At 32.5% G+C, this 16,866-nt stretch carries 16 protein-coding genes and 1 tRNA gene; 11 read left to right on the top strand and 6 right to left on the bottom strand.

Annotated features, from left to right (window positions below):
- Positions 1 to 59 precede the first annotated feature (59 nt).
- Positions 60 to 135: transfer RNA gene (locus HNP90_RS05715), tRNA-Met, on the top strand.
- A gap of 265 nt (positions 136 to 400) precedes the next feature.
- Here HNP90_RS05715 and HNP90_RS05720 read toward each other — a convergent pair.
- The 3 genes from HNP90_RS05720 to hacB all read right to left on the bottom strand — a co-directional run bounded on the left by HNP90_RS05720 (position 401) and on the right by hacB (position 4,828).
- The gene (locus tag HNP90_RS05720) at positions 401 to 2,089 is read right to left on the bottom strand and encodes an S-layer protein (RefSeq protein ID WP_012067911.1); all 1,689 of its coding nucleotides are present in this window, start codon (positions 2,087 to 2,089) and stop codon (positions 401 to 403) included.
- A gap of 442 nt (positions 2,090 to 2,531) precedes the next feature.
- Positions 2,532 to 4,304, bottom strand: a complete 1,773-nt coding sequence (locus HNP90_RS05725) for a ribosome biogenesis/translation initiation ATPase RLI (RefSeq protein WP_012067910.1) — start codon at positions 4,302 to 4,304, stop codon at positions 2,532 to 2,534.
- A 38-nt stretch (positions 4,305 to 4,342) separates the two neighbouring features.
- Positions 4,343 to 4,828 (bottom strand): homoaconitase small subunit, encoded by a 486-nt coding sequence (hacB, locus tag HNP90_RS05730; protein WP_012067909.1) that lies wholly within the window; start codon positions 4,826 to 4,828, stop codon positions 4,343 to 4,345.
- 168 nt (positions 4,829 to 4,996) lie between these two features.
- Here hacB and HNP90_RS05735 point away from each other — a divergent pair, with 168 nt between their 5' ends.
- The 7 genes from HNP90_RS05735 to HNP90_RS05765 all read left to right on the top strand — a co-directional run bounded on the left by HNP90_RS05735 (position 4,997) and on the right by HNP90_RS05765 (position 11,766).
- Complete coding sequence (locus tag HNP90_RS05735) at positions 4,997 to 7,339, top strand: DNA-directed DNA polymerase (protein ID WP_012067908.1); 2,343 nt, start codon at positions 4,997 to 4,999, stop codon at positions 7,337 to 7,339.
- Positions 7,340 to 7,343: 4 nt separating this feature from the next.
- Positions 7,344 to 7,667 (top strand): gamma-glutamylcyclotransferase family protein, encoded by a 324-nt coding sequence (locus HNP90_RS05740; RefSeq protein WP_012067907.1) that lies wholly within the window; start codon positions 7,344 to 7,346, stop codon positions 7,665 to 7,667.
- Between the two features lie 5 nt (positions 7,668 to 7,672).
- Positions 7,673 to 8,956, top strand: coding sequence for an amidohydrolase (locus tag HNP90_RS05745; protein WP_012067906.1), 1,284 nt, complete (start codon positions 7,673 to 7,675; stop codon positions 8,954 to 8,956).
- Between the two features lie 30 nt (positions 8,957 to 8,986).
- Complete coding sequence (locus HNP90_RS05750; protein ID WP_012067905.1) at positions 8,987 to 9,631, top strand: PHP domain-containing protein; 645 nt, start codon at positions 8,987 to 8,989, stop codon at positions 9,629 to 9,631.
- A gap of 5 nt (positions 9,632 to 9,636) precedes the next feature.
- Complete coding sequence (locus HNP90_RS05755) at positions 9,637 to 10,821, top strand: RNA ligase (protein WP_012067904.1); 1,185 nt, start codon at positions 9,637 to 9,639, stop codon at positions 10,819 to 10,821.
- Between the two features lie 439 nt (positions 10,822 to 11,260).
- Positions 11,261 to 11,494, top strand: coding sequence for a hypothetical protein (locus HNP90_RS05760; protein ID WP_048060456.1), 234 nt, complete (start codon positions 11,261 to 11,263; stop codon positions 11,492 to 11,494).
- A 38-nt stretch (positions 11,495 to 11,532) separates the two neighbouring features.
- Positions 11,533 to 11,766, top strand: a complete 234-nt coding sequence (locus HNP90_RS05765) for a hypothetical protein (protein ID WP_012067902.1) — start codon at positions 11,533 to 11,535, stop codon at positions 11,764 to 11,766.
- Positions 11,767 to 12,001: 235 nt separating this feature from the next.
- Here HNP90_RS05765 and HNP90_RS05770 read toward each other — a convergent pair whose 3' ends face one another.
- On the bottom strand, positions 12,002 to 13,375 hold the full coding sequence (locus tag HNP90_RS05770) for a radical SAM protein (protein ID WP_012067901.1): 1,374 nt from the start codon (positions 13,373 to 13,375) through the stop codon (positions 12,002 to 12,004).
- Positions 13,376 to 13,459: 84 nt separating this feature from the next.
- On the opposite strand from HNP90_RS05770, the gene HNP90_RS05775 reads away from it, so the two are divergent.
- Complete coding sequence (locus HNP90_RS05775) at positions 13,460 to 13,990, top strand: type II toxin-antitoxin system VapC family toxin (protein WP_012067900.1); 531 nt, start codon at positions 13,460 to 13,462, stop codon at positions 13,988 to 13,990.
- Positions 13,991 to 14,021: 31 nt separating this feature from the next.
- Here the strand turns inward: HNP90_RS05775 and HNP90_RS05780 are convergent, their stop codons facing one another.
- Positions 14,022 to 14,270, bottom strand: coding sequence for a hypothetical protein (locus HNP90_RS05780; protein ID WP_012067899.1), 249 nt, complete (start codon positions 14,268 to 14,270; stop codon positions 14,022 to 14,024).
- A gap of 203 nt (positions 14,271 to 14,473) precedes the next feature.
- On the opposite strand from HNP90_RS05780, the gene HNP90_RS05785 reads away from it, so the two are divergent.
- On the top strand, positions 14,474 to 15,307 hold the full coding sequence (locus HNP90_RS05785) for a F420-dependent methylenetetrahydromethanopterin dehydrogenase (protein WP_012067898.1): 834 nt from the start codon (positions 14,474 to 14,476) through the stop codon (positions 15,305 to 15,307).
- Positions 15,308 to 15,388: 81 nt separating this feature from the next.
- Here HNP90_RS05785 and HNP90_RS05790 read toward each other — a convergent pair whose 3' ends face one another.
- Positions 15,389 to 16,015, bottom strand: coding sequence for a trimeric intracellular cation channel family protein (locus HNP90_RS05790; protein ID WP_048060455.1), 627 nt, complete (start codon positions 16,013 to 16,015; stop codon positions 15,389 to 15,391).
- Between the two features lie 148 nt (positions 16,016 to 16,163).
- Here HNP90_RS05790 and HNP90_RS05795 point away from each other — a divergent pair, with 148 nt between their 5' ends.
- Entirely contained in the window at positions 16,164 to 16,850 is a 687-nt protein-coding gene (locus HNP90_RS05795) for a glycosyltransferase family 2 protein (RefSeq protein WP_012067896.1), read from the top strand.
- Positions 16,851 to 16,866: the final 16 nt, after the last annotated feature.

Below are 16,866 nucleotides of genomic sequence, written 5' to 3' on the forward strand. Positions count from 1 at the left end.
TTTTAAAATTGTTTACTAAATTCTGAATTGTTATTAATTCGGAAAACATTTGTAATTGAAGCGAGGTAGGGTAGCCAGGCCTATCCCGCCGGGCTCATAACCCGGAGATCAGAAGTTCAAATCTTCTCCTCGCTATTTTTTTATTAATTCATCAAAAAAGTTTTGATCAACCTTTTGTATAAAAGGTTGGTTTGAAACGTTCTCCTCGCTACCATTTTTTCAAATTCAATTAAAATTAATGTTAGTATTTTAGAAATTTAAACTAACTCATTAAAACTTATTTTTTTAAATCTTCAAAATAATCTATAAATTTAAATATAATAATATTATTATCTAAAAAAGAAAAAGTGGGTCAAAGACCCACCTTAAGTATGCTTGACTAAACTTTTTTGAAGTTTAATTATAACATAGCGATTAATGCATCAGCAGCAGCTTCTGTAGCAGCTCTGTCGCCACCAGCTACAACTAATACATCGTTACCGTTTGCAGCGCCAGCAGCTACTGCTAAGGTTGCAGGTGATTCGTTGTCGATTGCGATTAATCCAGCGTCAGCAAGTTCAGCGGTTAATGCGTTTACAACTGGTCCACCAACTAAGATTAATGCTTTGTCAGCATCATCTAATGAAGCTTCTGTGTCTAATACTGCGATTGGTGCAGTCATTACAACAGCTTCTTTAGCTTCAGCTTCAATGTCATCTAATTTGATTTCGGCGTTTAATACTGCAATTTTTTCGCCAATGCTTACAGTTACGTCTTTTGATTCGTCCATGAGGAATTTAGCAGCCATTTTACCGCTGTCTTCATCGAGGTCTAATTTTGCGTAGTCTGCAATTGTGAATGTTTTGTCTTTTGAAATTTTGTCAACGTCGTCTCCAACGTATTTTAAAGCAACACCAACAATTGTTCCTGTTGCAGTAGCTTTGTCTGATAATGTAAGACCAGTACCTGCTACGTAGTCAACTGTGTATGCTTCGTAGTCAGGGATGAATTCTTCTCCAAGTTCTAATGATTGTACATTATCTACGATTACAAGTTCTGCGAAACCGTAGTTTTCACCAACATCGGTCCATGCATCGTTTACAACTATACCAACATCTTTGTAAACCAATTTAAGCTGGGTTGTCTGTTTTTTTACTGTGTCGAATTTTGAAGCAACAGTTTTTCCATCTTTTAAGATTGAAACATCTACTTTGTAGTTTGTACCTGACATTAAAACGTTGTTTACTTCTACGGTGTATCCATTTCCAAGGTCGTATGATTCACCTTGTTTAATAACTCCATCGTATACTTCGTCACCTACGATAACTAAGTCATCGTCTGTGTCGAGTTTAACAATTACTTTTTCTTCACCGAGTAATGGAATTCTCATACCTGGGAATAATGCAGCGTAGTCAGTTCCCAATATACCGTATTTGTCTTCTTCGAATGCTAATGATGCGTAGATTACTTCATCTTCTAAAATTTCTATATCTGCACCAGCAGTACCGAGTGTAGCTAAATCTGAGTTAATTGTAGCTACGAGTACTTCTGTAGCTTCGAAATCTGCACTTGCCTTATTGAAATCCCATCCTGAAGGGTCAGCATCTGATACAAATGCTAAGGTTTGTAAGTCTTCTAAATCAGCTGCAGCACCTGCAGTTGTAATTCCAAATAATTCTTTTGTAGCAGCAGTACCATCTGCTAATCCTAAAATACCTGTTGTAACGCCGGTGTAATCGTCGTCTGCAGCGGTTATTACGAGTGCTTTTTTAACAACTGATACAGCAGCATCAGTGTATACATCTTTAACTTCGTCGGATTCTGCTTCAGCACTTACAGTAACTGTTGCAGTTCCATCTTCAACTGTTCCTTCTTTGAACATTAATGATCCAATTTTTGCAGCGATGTTAGCAGCTGAAACAACGTCTAAAGCAGCAGCGTTTGAACCTACTACAATATCTACGTTTGCTTCACCATCTGCTACTACATCAGCAGCGAAAGCGTCTACATCTCCAACTTTTTCAGCAGCGAAAGCGCCTGTTGCTAAAGCGGATGCAACCATTGCACCGCCTACAGCAATAGCACCAATTTTTTTCATGCTCATAGCCATAGTAATTCACCTTTTGTGTGTTACTTTTTTTAACAAGAATAGCCTTGTCGTCATGACTATATATACCTTACCATTTGAAACGGTTGCAATAATAGTTTCAGGGAAATAAACTTGCATTTACACGTTAAATCAAAAAAATAAATCTAAAAACGTAATTATTTTAAAAAATAAACTGTTGCAAATATTTGCAACTTTTTTAAAGAACTTTTTAATAATAAAAAATTTTAAAAATTCGCATAATTTAGCATTTTAAAATATAACAAAATTAAATTTATTAAACGTTTTTTAGACCTGTTTTAAAAAATATTCATACATCCAAATATCTACGAATGTATAGTACTATTGACATAATCTACTTCACTTTATGTTAAAATATTGTAATAATTCCACTTTGTATAGTATAAAAAAATAAAAAAATAAAAGTATTGTTTAAGTTCAATATTTACTCATCAAGGTAATAATATTCCCCGATTTCTTTTTGGTAGGTGTCTCTTTGACTTCCTTCCTTGTTAACTCTCGGTCTTCCGGTGTCTGGATCTCTTCTAAATGTAATCCCCATTTCTTTTAAAAATTTGTTTGCACCGGCTCTTTTTTGTAATGGTTCTGAACCAGTTCCGTTTGACCCCGCATTACCTGAAAATACAATAAATCTATCAGAAATGTAGTCCTGGAACAAGATATCGTGGTCAACTACAAACATTGCTGCTTCTTTTTCATCCGCCATTCTTCGAATTACTCTTGATGTACTCAATCGCTGTTCAACATCCAAAAATGCGGAAGGTTCATCTATTAAATATAAATCAGCGTCCTGACTTAAACATGCAGCAATTGAAACTCTTTGAAGTTCCCCGCCTGAAAGGTCTTTTACAGATGAATCAAGTATATTTTCAAGAGACAATGGCTTTATTATCTCTGATTTATAATATGAAGTGTGAATTGCAGTAATTGACATTAATAAGTCTTCGACCGTTCCTTCAAAATCTGATGAAATGTATTGAGGTTTATATGAAACTTTAACATCTCCAGTAACTTCTCCGGAATCGGGCGAAATTACTCCTGCAAGAGCTTTTACAAAGGTGGTCTTTCCAATACCGTTTGGCCCCAAAATTCCTACAACTTCACCCTGGTAGATTTGACCGCCTTTAACATCTAAACTGAAATCCCCAAGTTTCTTTGAAATATCAGTATAATCTAAAAGTAAAGGTCTATTTGTGCTGTCTTGAGGGGGTCTTTTTTCAAATACTATCGGGCTTTTTCTAAATCTTATATTCTCTTCTTTTAAGAATCCATCAAGATACGTGTTTATACCAACTCTTGTTCCTCTCGGGTGAGTTACAACCCCGTAAGCTGAAGGAATACCATACATTATATGAATATAATCTGAAAGGTAGTCTAAAACAATCAAATCGTGCTCTACTGCAACAACTTTTTTTCCTTCCGCAACTTCCCTTATTACTTTTGCAGCACTGAATCTCTGTTTTACGTCAAGCCATGATGTAGGTTCATCGAAATAATAGATATCCCCATCCCTAAGGCATGCCGCTGCAATTGCAACTCTTTGAAGTTCCCCACCTGAAAGCTGATCAAAAGTCCGGTCTAAAATATTTGAAATTTCAAGAGCATTTACAATTTTTTCAAATTCTCCTTTTTCATCTACTTTTTTGAGGAGTTCCCCAACTTTTCCTTTCACAACTTTTGGTAAAACATCGACATACTGGGGTTTGTGGATTGGTTTTATTCCGCTGTTTTTCAACTTCTCAAAATAATTTTGAAGTTCAGTTCCTGAAAAGTAATCCAAAACTTTATCCATATCCGGAGTTTCCGTTAAATTATTTAAATTTAAAACCATCTCTCCACTAAGTGCCTTAATTATCGTTGATTTACCAACACCGTTTGGCCCTAAAAGTCCAGTTACTCCGTCTCTTGGAGTAATTAATCCATACAATCTAAATCTATTTTGGCCGTATGAATGAACAATTCTGTCATCAGTCAATTCTTCAGGAAGCCCGATAATTTTTATCGCCTGAAATGGGCATCTTTTGGTACATATACCACATCCGCTACAAAGTTCCTCTGAAATTATTGGTTTTCCTAAATTTTCATCCATTACGATTGTTTCTTCTTCCATCCTGACTCCAGGACAGTATTTCATGCATTCCATCGAACATCTTCTTGGTTGACATCTATCATAATCTAAAATCGCCAGTCGTGACATAAAATCACCAAATATCCATTTTATTATAATTTTAGCTATTAATTTTTGTGTTTCTTTGCGTAATTTATAAGCCCGCCTTCATCCATTATTTCTTTTGCAGTTCCTGTTGGAAGATGACAGTTTAAAACCGTATCTTTTAAAATTACTTTTTTGTTTTCAAGATCTAATTCTATTGAATCCCCATCTTTCACGTGTTTTGAGATCCCTTTGCATTCAATTGGAAATACTCCAAGATTTATGCAATTTCTATAAAATATCCTTGCAAAACTCTCAACAATTATTGCTTTAATTCCGCAGTATTTTATTGCAATTGGAGCCTGTTCTCTTGAACTTCCGCACCCGAAATTTTCACCTGCTACCAAAAAGTCGCCTTCTTCGACCATTTCTGGAAAATCTTCATCGATTCCTGCCATACAGTGTGATGCAAGCTCATATTCATCAGTTGTTTTTAAATAAGCTCCAGGAATTATCGCATCTGTGTCGACGTCATCCCCGAATAAGTGCACCTTACCAGTTATTTTCATCATGTCACCATCAATAACTAAAATAAAACCGAATTTTTCCGAATTTAAATTTTAAAATATGCTAAAAACTGTAACTCTCAAATATTACTTTAATAAACATATAAATTTAACTAATATTTTAAAGATGATTGATCGTAAAAAATAAACCTATATTTCTGCGGTGTTTTGATGGAAAGCCTGATTGATTTGGACTACAATTCTGAAGATTTATGCATTTACCTCTACTTATTAAATGAAATCATAAAAGAAAAGGATTTCAAACCATATTTTTACATAAATTCAACGGATAAAGAACGGATCCTCGAATTTTTAAAAGATTACGAAAAAAAGCATAACTTGGACAGCGAAATCACCAAAATGATTGAAAAAATCGAAACTGTTAAAAAAATAGTTTTTGATGAAAATTATCAAGAAAAAGAACTCTCAAAAATTACAGTGAAATACCCAAATAACATCAAAACAGTTCGTGAAATATTAATGGAATTTGAAAAACTCTATGAATACGATATTCCATTTATAAAACGTTATTTAATAGATAATAGCGTTATTCCAACATCAAACTGGGATTTTGAAAACAATAGTTTAATTGATAATAAAATTCCGGAATTTAAAACGGTTTCTTTTGATATTGAAGTTTACTGCAATAAAGAGCCCGACCCAAAAAAAGATCCAATCATAATGGCAAGTTTCAGTTCCAAAGACCATAATGTTGTAGTTTCCACCAAAAAATTCGATCATGATAAACTAGAATATGTAAAAGACGAAAAAGAACTCATAAAACGAATTATAGAAATTTTGAAAGATTACGATATAATTTACACATATAATGGGGATAATTTTGATTTTCCATACCTTAAAAAAAGAGCTGAAGTTTTCGGACTTGAATTAAAGCTTGGGAAAAACGATGAAAAAATAAAAATCACTAAAGGCGGGATAAATTCTAAAAGTTACATTCCGGGAAGAGTCCACATCGATTTGTACCCAATTGCAAGGCGGCTGTTAAATTTAACAAAATACCGTCTTGAAAATGTAACTGAAGCTCTTTTTGACGTGAAAAAGGTCGATGTTGGCCACGAAAATATTCCAAAAATGTGGGATAATCTGGATGAAACACTTGTAGAATATTCATACCAAGATGCATATTATACTCAAAAGATCGGAGAACAGTTTTTACCGCTTGAAATAATGTTTTCAAGAGTAGTAAATCAGTCCCTCTACGATATCAACCGTATGAGTAGCAGCCAGATGGTAGAATATCTGCTTTTAAAAAATTCTTACAATAAAGGGGTTATCGCACCAAACCGGCCCTCAGGAAAAGAATATCAAAAAAGAATTAGAAGTTCATATGAAGGGGGCTACGTGAAAGAACCATTAAAAGGAATTCATGAAGATATCGTTTCAATGGACTTTTTAAGCCTTTATCCATCAATTATAATGAGCCATAACTTAAGCCCTGAAACTATAGACTGTACTTGTTGCGATAATGAAGAAAATGAAGAAATTTTGGGCCACAAATTCTGCAAAAAAACTATTGGAATAATTCCAAAAACCCTAATGGATTTAATAGATAGAAGAAAAAGCGTTAAAAAAATTTTAAAAGAAAAAGCTGAAAATAAAGAATTTGACGAAGAATACCAGATTTTAGACTACGAACAAAGATCCATCAAAGTTCTTGCAAATTCCCACTACGGATACCTCGCATTTCCAATGGCGCGATGGTATTCAAGAGATTGTGCAGAAATTACAACTCATCTTGGAAGACAGTACATTCAAAAAACGATAGAAGAAGCGGAAAACTTTGGATTTAAAGTAATTTATGCAGATACCGATGGATTTTATTCAAAATGGGCGGACGGGAAAAAACTCACCAGAGATGAGCTTTTAGAAAAAACAAAAACATTTTTGAAAAATATTAATGATAAACTGCCTGGAGAAATGGAACTTGAATTTGAAGGTTACTTTAAAAGGGGAATTTTTGTAACCAAAAAGAAATATGCGCTTATTGATGAAAATGAAAAAATTACAGTAAAAGGACTTGAAGTCGTAAGGAGAGACTGGTCAAACGTTTCAAAAAATACTCAAAAAAGCGTATTAAATGCATTATTGAAAGAAGGTAGCGTTGAAAATGCAAAAAAAGTGATTCAAGATACCATAAAAGAATTAAAAAATGGAAACGTAAAAAAAGAAGATTTATTAATCCACACACAGCTTACAAAACGAATTGAAGACTATAAAACCACTTCCCCCCACGTCGAAGTTGCAAAAAAAATAATAAAGTCTGGAAACCGGGTAAATATTGGTGAAGTTATAAGTTATATTATAACAAGTGGAAATAAATCAATTAGTGAACGGGCTGAACCGATAGAAACTGCAAAAGATTATGACACAAATTATTACATTGAAAACCAGATTTTACCGCCGGTCATAAGGCTAATGGAAGCTTTAGGAATTACAAAAGACGAATTAAAAGATTCAAAAAAGCAGTACACGCTCCACCATTTTTTAAAGTGATTTTATGGAATACGTTAATATTTTTTCATATGGGGAACTAATGAAAGATGAAAGATTGCTCGAATTAATAAATCGCGTCCCTGAAAGAAATTCTGGAAAAATAATTAATTTTGAAAAATTTTTCGATGAAAGAATTGGTTACTACGGAGTTAGAATCAAAGAAAATTCCCTTGTTAATGGAATAATTCTATTTAATATTACTTTAAAAGAACTGAAAATTTTTGACGAATATGAAGATGATGGAACATATTACTCAAAAAATAAAACTATTTGCTATGATTTAAATGGAAAGGGTTACGAATCATACGTTTACGTGAGATTGGAGTGAAAATTATGATATTGATAAAAAATGCGTCGTATTACATTGATAATAATTTAAATGTTCATGAAAATTGCGATATTTTAATTGAAAAAGTCGAAAATTCTGAAACAAAAATAACTGCCGGAAAAAATCTCATTGAAAAATTAAATTTAAACTCAAATGACTTAAAAATTATTTCTGGAGAAAAAAAATGTGCAATGCCTGGACTTTACAATGCACACACCCACATTCCAATGACTCTTTTAAGAGGAATTGCAGACGATATGATACTTCAAGACTGGCTAAATCAAAAGATATGGCCAAATGAAGCGAAATTAAACAAAAACGATGTTTATTATGGTTCACTTTTAGGATGCCTTGAAATGCTTCGCTTTGGAGTTACGTCATTTAATGAAATGTATTTCTTTTCTGAAGAAATATTGAAAGCTACAAAAGAAATTGGATTAAATGCGCAAGTTTCATACCCGATTATCGATTTTGGAACTCCTGATGAAAAAAGTATCGACAAACTTTTGAATTCTGCGGAATCTTTTGTTAAAAATAATGTTGGTGAAAAAAATATAAAAGTTGGAATCGCACCTCACGCGCCATACACCTGTTCGGAAGAAACTTATCAAAAATGCAGCGAAATTTCAAACGATTATAATGTAAATATGCACACACACGTTTCTGAAACACGTTACGAAGTAGTTGAACTTGAAAATAAAATTGGAATGCGTCCAGTAGAATACCTTGAAAAAATCGGGGTTTTAAATGAAAAATTGCATGCTGCACACTGCGTATGGATTACAAAGGATGAAGCAAAAAAACTTGCAAAAAATAACGTTAAAGTACTTCACTGCCCAACAAGCAACATGAAACTTGCGAGTGGAGGAGTAATGCCTCTTTTTGAACTTTTAGAATACGGTGCAGATGTTTCAATTGGAACAGATGGTCCTGCGAGCAATAATAACTTAGATGTAATCAAAGAAATGAAAATGACATCGTTATTACATAAAGCACATCGGTGGGATCCAACGGTTGCCGATATTGATACAGTTTTAAAAATGGGAATTAATAGTGAAAGTATCGGGATAAAAAATAATGATATTATATTGATTGACCTTGATTCGGCACATTTGCGGCCATTTAATAACATAAAATCAAATATTGTGTATTCTGCATTTGGAAATGATGTTGATACTGTAATTGTCGATGGAAATATATTACTTGAGAACAAAATATATAAATTATCCGAAACATTCATAAGTAATATCTACAAAAACGTACAAAAAATAACAGAAAAATTCGAATAGATTTATCAATTTAAACTCTCTGGTGACCTAATGATAAAAATTGATATGCACGTACATACCAACACTTCCAGATGCTCCATGAATTTTATGGAAATGCTAAGGAAAACGTGCGCTAGAAAAAGTATTGTGCCGATAATTACCGACCACGATGCTATGACGAAAGTTGAATGGGGAATACCTGGAGAAGAAATTGCAACAGAAAAAGGAGAATTTTGCGGAATTTTTTTAACCGAAGAAATAAATGAAAAAAACATTTTTGAAGCTGTTGACAAGGTAAAAGAACAGGGCGGACTTGTTTATTTGCCGCATCCATTTGACTGGAGAAGGAAGAGATCCCTTTGTAAATACGGAGTTCTTGAAAGTTCAGAATTTATGAAAAACGTCGATATCGTCGAAGTGTATAACAGCAGATGTGTCGAAGAAAGACCAAACGAAGAAGCTTACTCTTTTGCAGAAACCAACAACATCTTGATGGGCGTTGGAAGCGATGCGCATTTCCCCTGGGAAGTAGGTAATGCATATTTGAATGTTGAAGATTTTGATTTTGATAATCCAAAAGAATTTTTAAAAGTTCTTGAAAAAGCCGATAAAAACGGATTTTACTGTAAAAGATCCCACCCAAGCAATATGCTTGTATGCAGTAAACTTTCAAAAAGAATTAAAAAGCTGATCTGATTGCCATGGACAAAATGTATCTTTCAGATGATATTTTAAATTTTGAAGAATTTATAGTAAATGCGTCCAAAAGATTAAATATTGACGAAGATACCTTAAAAAATGGATTCAGTAGAAAATTAATTACCAAATATGAATATAACGAAAAAAAATATCTGTGTTTTAAAAAGAAGTTGAAACATATAGAACGGGGAACTATTCTTTTTTTAAATAATAATTTAGATTTTATCCAGGGTTATCCAAAAATAAGGCGTGCCATGGTTCTTGAATCATCTGTTGAAAAATATTTTGATGGTAAAATTGCAGTAGAAGAAAAATTAGACGGATATAATATTAGAATCGTAAAATTTTACGGTGAAACTATTGCAATTACCCGTGGCGGAAAAATCTGCCCTTTCACAACCAAAAAAGTGAAAAAATACATAAATACAAAATTTTTAGACGATTTTCCTGAATTAATGCTCTGTGGTGAAATGGTTGGATTAAATAACCCTTATGTTAGCCATTACTATCCTGAAGCCGATAAAAATCATGAAAACCTCGGATTTTATATTTTCGATATAAGGGATAAGGAAACCAATACTGCCCTTTCAATTTATGAAAAGGAAAGAATCCTGGATGAATATAATATTTCTTATGTAAAACCGATAAAAATCATCGATAGTTCAGATTTTGAAGAATTATGGAATATTTTAAACAGTTTAAATGAAAATCATAGAGAAGGGGTTGTTTTAAAAGATCCTGAAATGTTAAAAAACCCGATAAAATATACCACCCACAACACACAGTGCGGAGACCTTTCAGTTGCATTCAGCTATGTTTACGACCTTGGAATTGATTTTATGTTTAGCAGACTTGTAAGAGAAGGCTATCAATCCTTTGAAAAATGTGAAAGCGAAGAAGAAATGAAAAAACGTGCACATGATCTTGGAGAATCTATTTTGATCCCGATGGTTGAAACCATAACAGAAATTTCAAAAGAGGGCCTTGCAAAAGAATGTTTCGAGCTTTGTTTTGATTCGGAGAAAGATTTTGAAGAATTTATAAACTACCTTAAAACGATGCACATAAATTTTGCAATTGAAAGCAAAGAATATATTAAAAAAGATGTATTTAAATCCAAAATTTGTAGAATCTACAATTCAACGTCAGATAAGATTAAAAGCCATCTTGAGGGCAATTTATGGTAATCTAACTCATTTAATTTCATTTTTTGAGCATTAGAAAAGGTTAAATACATAGATACGATATTGAAACATGTCCTTAGGGACACTCCATGTGAATAATTGTGGTCGTGTGGGGCATATCTTTAATTGTGGTTGGGGAACCTAAAAGGTATATGCCCCCCGATAAAAAGACTGGCTTTTTTAAAATCGAATTGGAAAAATTTAAAGACTGTTTTTATGAAATTTAAAAAATCGAGATTTTTTACAAAACATTTAACTATAAATGATAAATTTTGAATCCCTGTTATGTCGGGCATTAAATTATTATACTTTAAGAGATTATCTATCTTATAGATTACTCAACGAATATTATTTTTTAAATTCCAGATAATTACCCATTAATATAACTTTAATTAAATTTTTACAGTATTTTAATGATTTCAATAGTATCTTGGGGGAGACTATGAAATTTAAAAAATATTTAAAGGCATACTTCAAAAAAGATGTATCTTGCATTTTATTTTCAGGCGTTATAGCCCTGTTTTTAATTGCATCAATTCTCAGGATTAATTATTCATCATTTTGCGACCTGAGCCCATTTTTTATCAATACGATTCCTAACATCGAAACATGGCTTGGAATGCTCATGTCAGTGTTGTTTTTGGGGGCCATATATACAGAATGTATCTTAAAATAATTATTAAATTCATTTAAAAATAATTCTGGGGGAGTATTATGGATATAAAACTTGAACTTAAGAAATATTTCAGAAGAGATATTTCTTACGTACTATTCATTGCTTTTTTGGCTTTTTTTGCACTATCTTTTCTTTTTAGAATATCTTATATATCCATGTATAGCATAATTCCATACTGGAGTGAACTGGTTCCACAAATCGAGGTTTATTTCGGGATAGCGATGGCTTTTTTGGTTTTGGGAATTTTTTTCACAGAAAAGGTATTGAAATAAGAAATATAATCTCTTTTTTAAAATTTTAAAACATTGCTTTTGAATAAATACATTTTAATATAATTGAATAAAATGAATATTGAAATGTTAAAAACACTCGATGATGATTGTCATCCCTGCTGATTTTAATTTGTGGTATTAGTTGCAAATTTAAGAAATGATGAATACAGGGTTACTGAGAGTTGCTTTATTTTTGCATTCCTTTAAAAATTTAAAAAATAGATATTATAATAGATTATTTTACCATTGAACCAACAATCACGTTGTCTTTTACACGCAGAACTTTTACTTTTATCCGTTTTCCAATCAATTTATTGACATCGGTTTTACAGTCAATTATCTGAATTACCCTGTTTTTTGATGCACCAATAACTTCCCCATTGACCCGTCCATCCATTAAAACAGTTACAGAAATCGTTTCATTTAATTTAAATGGGCATGGCAATCTTTTTCTGCTGTGGCTTCCGAAAAATCCATGTAATGGAACCTCTAAATTCACGGTTATTCCGTCTTTGGAATATTCTTTTTCGTAAAAGTCCAAAAGATTGTAGAACTTTGGAAAATCCCAAACTCTCATTTTTGGAATTTTTCTTCCAAACTGATATGTTAAACACAATTGGGGGCCCACAATTGGATTTTTCTTGTTTGTTATAGGATTTATCGTAGTTTGTGGGTTTTTTTGTTCTAACTCCACTGCAAAGTCGAGTACCTTTTTAAATTCCTCGTCATTGTAATTTGGAAGTAAAAGTGGTGCAATCAACAAGTGAATTTTTGAATTTTTTATGTACTTTGCAATTTCTAAAATTTTTTCAATATCGTAATTTTTGCTTCCTGAAAGCCCTTTTGAGAACTTTTCATCGATTGCATTGATTGAAAGATTAATCCTGTGAAGTCCTGCCTCTTCCAAATCATCGATTAATTTTTCGGTTAAATGAACCCCGTTTGTCTGGATTGAAACTATTCCTTTGTTTTTCGAATTTATCTCGTCTAAATTTTGAACTAAATCTGGAAGTGGGTAGTATAGTGAAGGCTCCCCCTGTCCATCGAGGTGTGCTTCAAGCTTCGTATATCCCTTAAAATCTGCGATTTTTTCGTATCCTGAAACTAAATAATCCATATCCACATAGTAATCGTTTTTTCTTGATTTTGAGTGAATTCCTTCATCAACAGAACAGAATGGACAGTTAATATTGCATCCACTAAGTCCCCTTACCTGAATTACATTTGTTCCCCTATCAATCAGTCCAAATGCAGTATGCCCAATTAAAGGCGTTGGTTCTGTGATATAGTAAGTTCTCCGGTTTGTAGTTTTATTAAGAAGTCCTTCTGAAATGCTCTGTGACATTTTATTCAATATTCCTGTTTTTAATGAACCTGTAAGCACCCGTGCAGATTCAGAATTGTTGTTTACAAAATCCTTGAATATTAAAATTCCGTTTTCAAGTGATACCTCGTAATCCATCAAAACGCTTACTTCGTAATTTTTGTTTATTTCAAGGACTAGCGTATTTTCATCCAATATTGAATCGGTAATCATTTTAAATTGATTTAAATCAAAAATCCAACATTTTTCGTATTCTAAATTATTTTTATTTGCATTTCTCGTCACATTTACACCGGAGATTTTTAAATATGTAAAAATAGTAAGTATCCATATAATATAACTATATTTGATTAGTTAAAAAGTGATTTTATGATAAAAATACTCGACGCTTCAGCATTCATTCACGGATACAACCCATCAATTGAAGAAGGAGAACATTACACCACAAACGGAATCGTTTCAGAAGTCGTTTCAAAAGAAGATATTGTAAAACTGGCAATAGAATACGGAAAATTAAAAATACTTGACCCAAAATCCGAAACTATTGAAAAAGTAGTCAAAACTTCAATAGAAACTGGAGACACCATTTCAAACAACGATATCGAAATACTTGCACTTGCAATCGACCTCAACGGAATTTTGTATACTGACGATTACGGGCTTCAGAATGTTTCAAAAAAATTAAAAATAAAATACGAAAATATCGTTTCAGCAGGTTCAAAAGACGATTTCGTCTGGAAAAAAATATGTAAAGGCTGTAAAAAGATGTATCCTATAAATTACCTTGATGATGAATGCGAAGTATGCGGAAGCCCGCTTTATCGAAAAATGGTAAAAAATAGACTTAAAAAAGGTAAAAAATTTTATGATAAAAAGAAAAAGCCAGAAAAATTATTTTAATTATTTTTACGTTTTTAATTTAAAATAAACCTTAAATTTTCAATTTTTCTTCAACTTTTTCTGCAGCTTCACTTACTTCTTCAGAAACTTCAATAATGTTTTCAGGAATTTCTTCTGCTTTTATTTCCGGGTTTATGCTTCTGAAACTGATTCCAAGTTCTCCATTTACGTCCATTGAACCAATTTTAAAGTTAATAATTTTTATATTCTGTTTCAAGTCCACACGAAGTATTATTTCTTTGTCACTTAACGAATTGATTATTCTTTCAAAGTCGTCCATAAAATTCCCCTCTTTTTGAATAAATTAAATCTTTTTCACGGTTTTATATCTGTATTTGACATTATTTATACCTTTATTTTTTACCACCATAACTATGTAATTATAATTATTAATATAGGTAATAAAGATTTCAAATAACAATTAATATATGCCCTTGGTTTCAAAGGTAATACGGAAAGGAAATAATATCTTTCGGTGATATAATGGTTGTAAAAATAGGTATTTTAAAATGTGGAAACATAGGAATGTCCCCTGTAGTTGATCTTTGTTTAGACGAAAGAGCAGACAGAAACGACATTGACGTTAGAGTTTTAGGTAGCGGAGCTAAAATGGGCCCTGAACAAGTAGAAGAAGTTGCTAAAAAAATGGTTGAAGAAGTAAAACCAGACTTCATTGTATACATTGGTCCAAACCCTGCTGCACCAGGTCCAAAAAAAGCTAGGGAAATCTTAAGCGCAGGCGGAATCCCAACAGTTATCATTGGTGATGCACCAGGTATTAAAGACAAAGACGCTATGGCAGAAGAAGGACTCGGATACGTTTTAATCAAATGCGACCCTATGATCGGTGCTAGAAGACAGTTCTTAGACCCTGTTGAAATGGCAATGTTCAACGCTGATGTAATCAGAGTTTTAGCAGGAACAGGTGCTTTAAGAGTTGTTCAAAACGCTATTGATGACATGGTATTTGCAGTTGAAGAAGGAAAAGAAATACCATTACCAAAAATCGTAATCACCGAACAAAAAGCAGTTGACGCAATGGACTTTGCAAACCCATACGCAAAAGCAAAAGCTATGGCTGCATTTGTAATGGCTGAAAAAGTAGCTGACATCGATGTTAAAGGATGCTTCATGACCAAAGAAATGGAAAAATACATCCCAATCGTTGCATCTGCACACGAAGCAATAAGATACGCTGCAAAATTAGTTGACGAAGCTAGAGAATTAGAAAAAGCAACTGATGCTGTTTCAAGAAAACCTCACGCAGGCGAAGGAAAAATCTTAAACAAATGTAAATTAATGGCAAAACCAGAATAATCGCATCAAATTAACTAATATTTACCAAACCATTTCTCTTTTTTTGATTTTTTTAAAAAAATTTAATTTTGGAAAGAATAGCTATTTTTCGTTATAAAATTTTGGAAGACTCCATTTACAGAGCATTGCAACAATTCTAATCATTAAAACAACGATACTGCAAATAACTGCACTTGCTTCGAGACTTAAATTTGATAAAATTGCCAGATAAAATGCAATTGCACCAATTATCGAACAGCTTGCGTAAAAGTCTTCGGTTAATACAGAAGGGGTTTTTTGTAGCAATATATCGCTTATTATTCCACCACCAACACCAGTTAATGTTGCAAGTATAATTATTCCAAAAAATGATACTTCAAAGTTATAAGCAATCATTGCGCCTGTTGTTGTAAATGCAGAAAGTCCTATTGCATCAGGAATCTGTATAACATATTTGTTGCTTACATCATCCTTGAAAATTTTAAAAATTATTATTGCACTCCAAACTCCAATCAATGCAACACCCATATCATAAGGGGACCTTAATGCATAAGGAATTGTATTTACAAGTAAATCCCTTGTAATTCCCCCGCCAAGTGCAGTCATTATTCCAAGAACAATTATTCCAAGTAAATCTAAACCTTTTTTAATTCCTTTTAATGCGCCAACTACTGCAAACGCTAAAAGTCCGATTATATTCATTATAAAAAATATGTTTTCTGTAATCATGTTTTTTCCACGTATTTTATATAAGTAAGTACTCTCAGAACACAACCATTATATATTTTTAATGCATACGTTTTGACAAAGATATTGATCGTTTTCGGGCACACAATTTAGACCAGTATTTTTTAGAAATTTACATGAGGGATCTACTATGAATAAAATTTTGGCAATAATTCCGGCATATAACGAAGAAAAATCAATAAAACATGTTATTGATAATATTAAAGATACAGTTTCAGGCATTTTAGTAATTGATGATGGAAGTAGCGATAATACTACACAATATGCTAAAGAAGCAGGTGCAGAAGTTATAACTTTTACCGAAAATCAGGGAAAAGGAAACGCGATGCGTAAAGGTTACGAATATTTTGTTAATTCAGATTATGATATTTCTATTATTTTTGATGCGGATGGACAGTATAGGAAAGAAGATATTATTCCAACCTGTAACCCCATTTTAGAAAATTCAGCAGATTTAGTTGTTGGTTCCCGTTTTATTGGAAAATATCAAGATAATGCAAATGTAAATTACAAAACAAGAATAATGTGTAACAATATTTCTACAACAGTTACAAGAATAATGTCAAGACTTCCTACAACAGATTCACAGAGTGGACTTGTCGCTATGAGCAAAATTGCAGCATCAAAATTAGATTTAAAAGCTAAAAGATGGGGAATTCACCAGGAATTAATCATAAGAGCCGGAAAAAAAGGTTTAAAATACTGTGAAGTTCCAATAATCTTTGAAAAAAGAATGCATGGTGTTTCTAGGTTAAAAGTTATGAAATATCCATTTACGGCATTTCCAGTAATGTTAAAGGCGTGGATTAGGAATTAGGTATTTATAAAGGTTA

It is taken from the genome of Methanococcus maripaludis (genome assembly GCF_013760955.1).
GTDB lineage: Archaea > AGJL01 > Methanococci > Methanococcales > Methanococcaceae > Methanococcus > Methanococcus maripaludis_A.

Excerpts from the sequence above, each read along its gene's own strand:
- HNP90_RS05720 (WP_012067911.1), bottom strand. The coding sequence starts at position 2,089 with ATGGCTATGAGCATGAAAAAAATTGGTGCTATTGCTGTAGGCGGTGCA.
- HNP90_RS05725 (WP_012067910.1), bottom strand. The coding sequence starts at position 4,304 with ATGTCACGACTGGCGATTTTAGATTATGATAGATGTCAACCAAGAAGA.
- hacB (WP_012067909.1), bottom strand. The coding sequence starts at position 4,828 with ATGAAAATAACTGGTAAGGTGCACTTATTCGGGGATGACGTCGACACA.
- HNP90_RS05735 (WP_012067908.1), top strand. The coding sequence starts at position 4,997 with ATGGAAAGCCTGATTGATTTGGACTACAATTCTGAAGATTTATGCATT.
- HNP90_RS05740 (WP_012067907.1), top strand. The coding sequence starts at position 7,344 with ATGGAATACGTTAATATTTTTTCATATGGGGAACTAATGAAAGATGAA.
- HNP90_RS05745 (WP_012067906.1), top strand. The coding sequence starts at position 7,673 with ATGATATTGATAAAAAATGCGTCGTATTACATTGATAATAATTTAAAT.
- HNP90_RS05750 (WP_012067905.1), top strand. The coding sequence starts at position 8,987 with ATGATAAAAATTGATATGCACGTACATACCAACACTTCCAGATGCTCC.
- HNP90_RS05755 (WP_012067904.1), top strand. The coding sequence starts at position 9,637 with ATGGACAAAATGTATCTTTCAGATGATATTTTAAATTTTGAAGAATTT.
- HNP90_RS05760 (WP_048060456.1), top strand. The coding sequence starts at position 11,261 with ATGAAATTTAAAAAATATTTAAAGGCATACTTCAAAAAAGATGTATCT.
- HNP90_RS05765 (WP_012067902.1), top strand. The coding sequence starts at position 11,533 with ATGGATATAAAACTTGAACTTAAGAAATATTTCAGAAGAGATATTTCT.
- HNP90_RS05775 (WP_012067900.1), top strand. The coding sequence starts at position 13,460 with ATGATAAAAATACTCGACGCTTCAGCATTCATTCACGGATACAACCCA.
- HNP90_RS05780 (WP_012067899.1), bottom strand. The coding sequence starts at position 14,270 with ATGGACGACTTTGAAAGAATAATCAATTCGTTAAGTGACAAAGAAATA.
- HNP90_RS05785 (WP_012067898.1), top strand. The coding sequence starts at position 14,474 with ATGGTTGTAAAAATAGGTATTTTAAAATGTGGAAACATAGGAATGTCC.
- HNP90_RS05790 (WP_048060455.1), bottom strand. The coding sequence starts at position 16,015 with ATGATTACAGAAAACATATTTTTTATAATGAATATAATCGGACTTTTA.
- HNP90_RS05795 (WP_012067896.1), top strand. The coding sequence starts at position 16,164 with ATGAATAAAATTTTGGCAATAATTCCGGCATATAACGAAGAAAAATCA.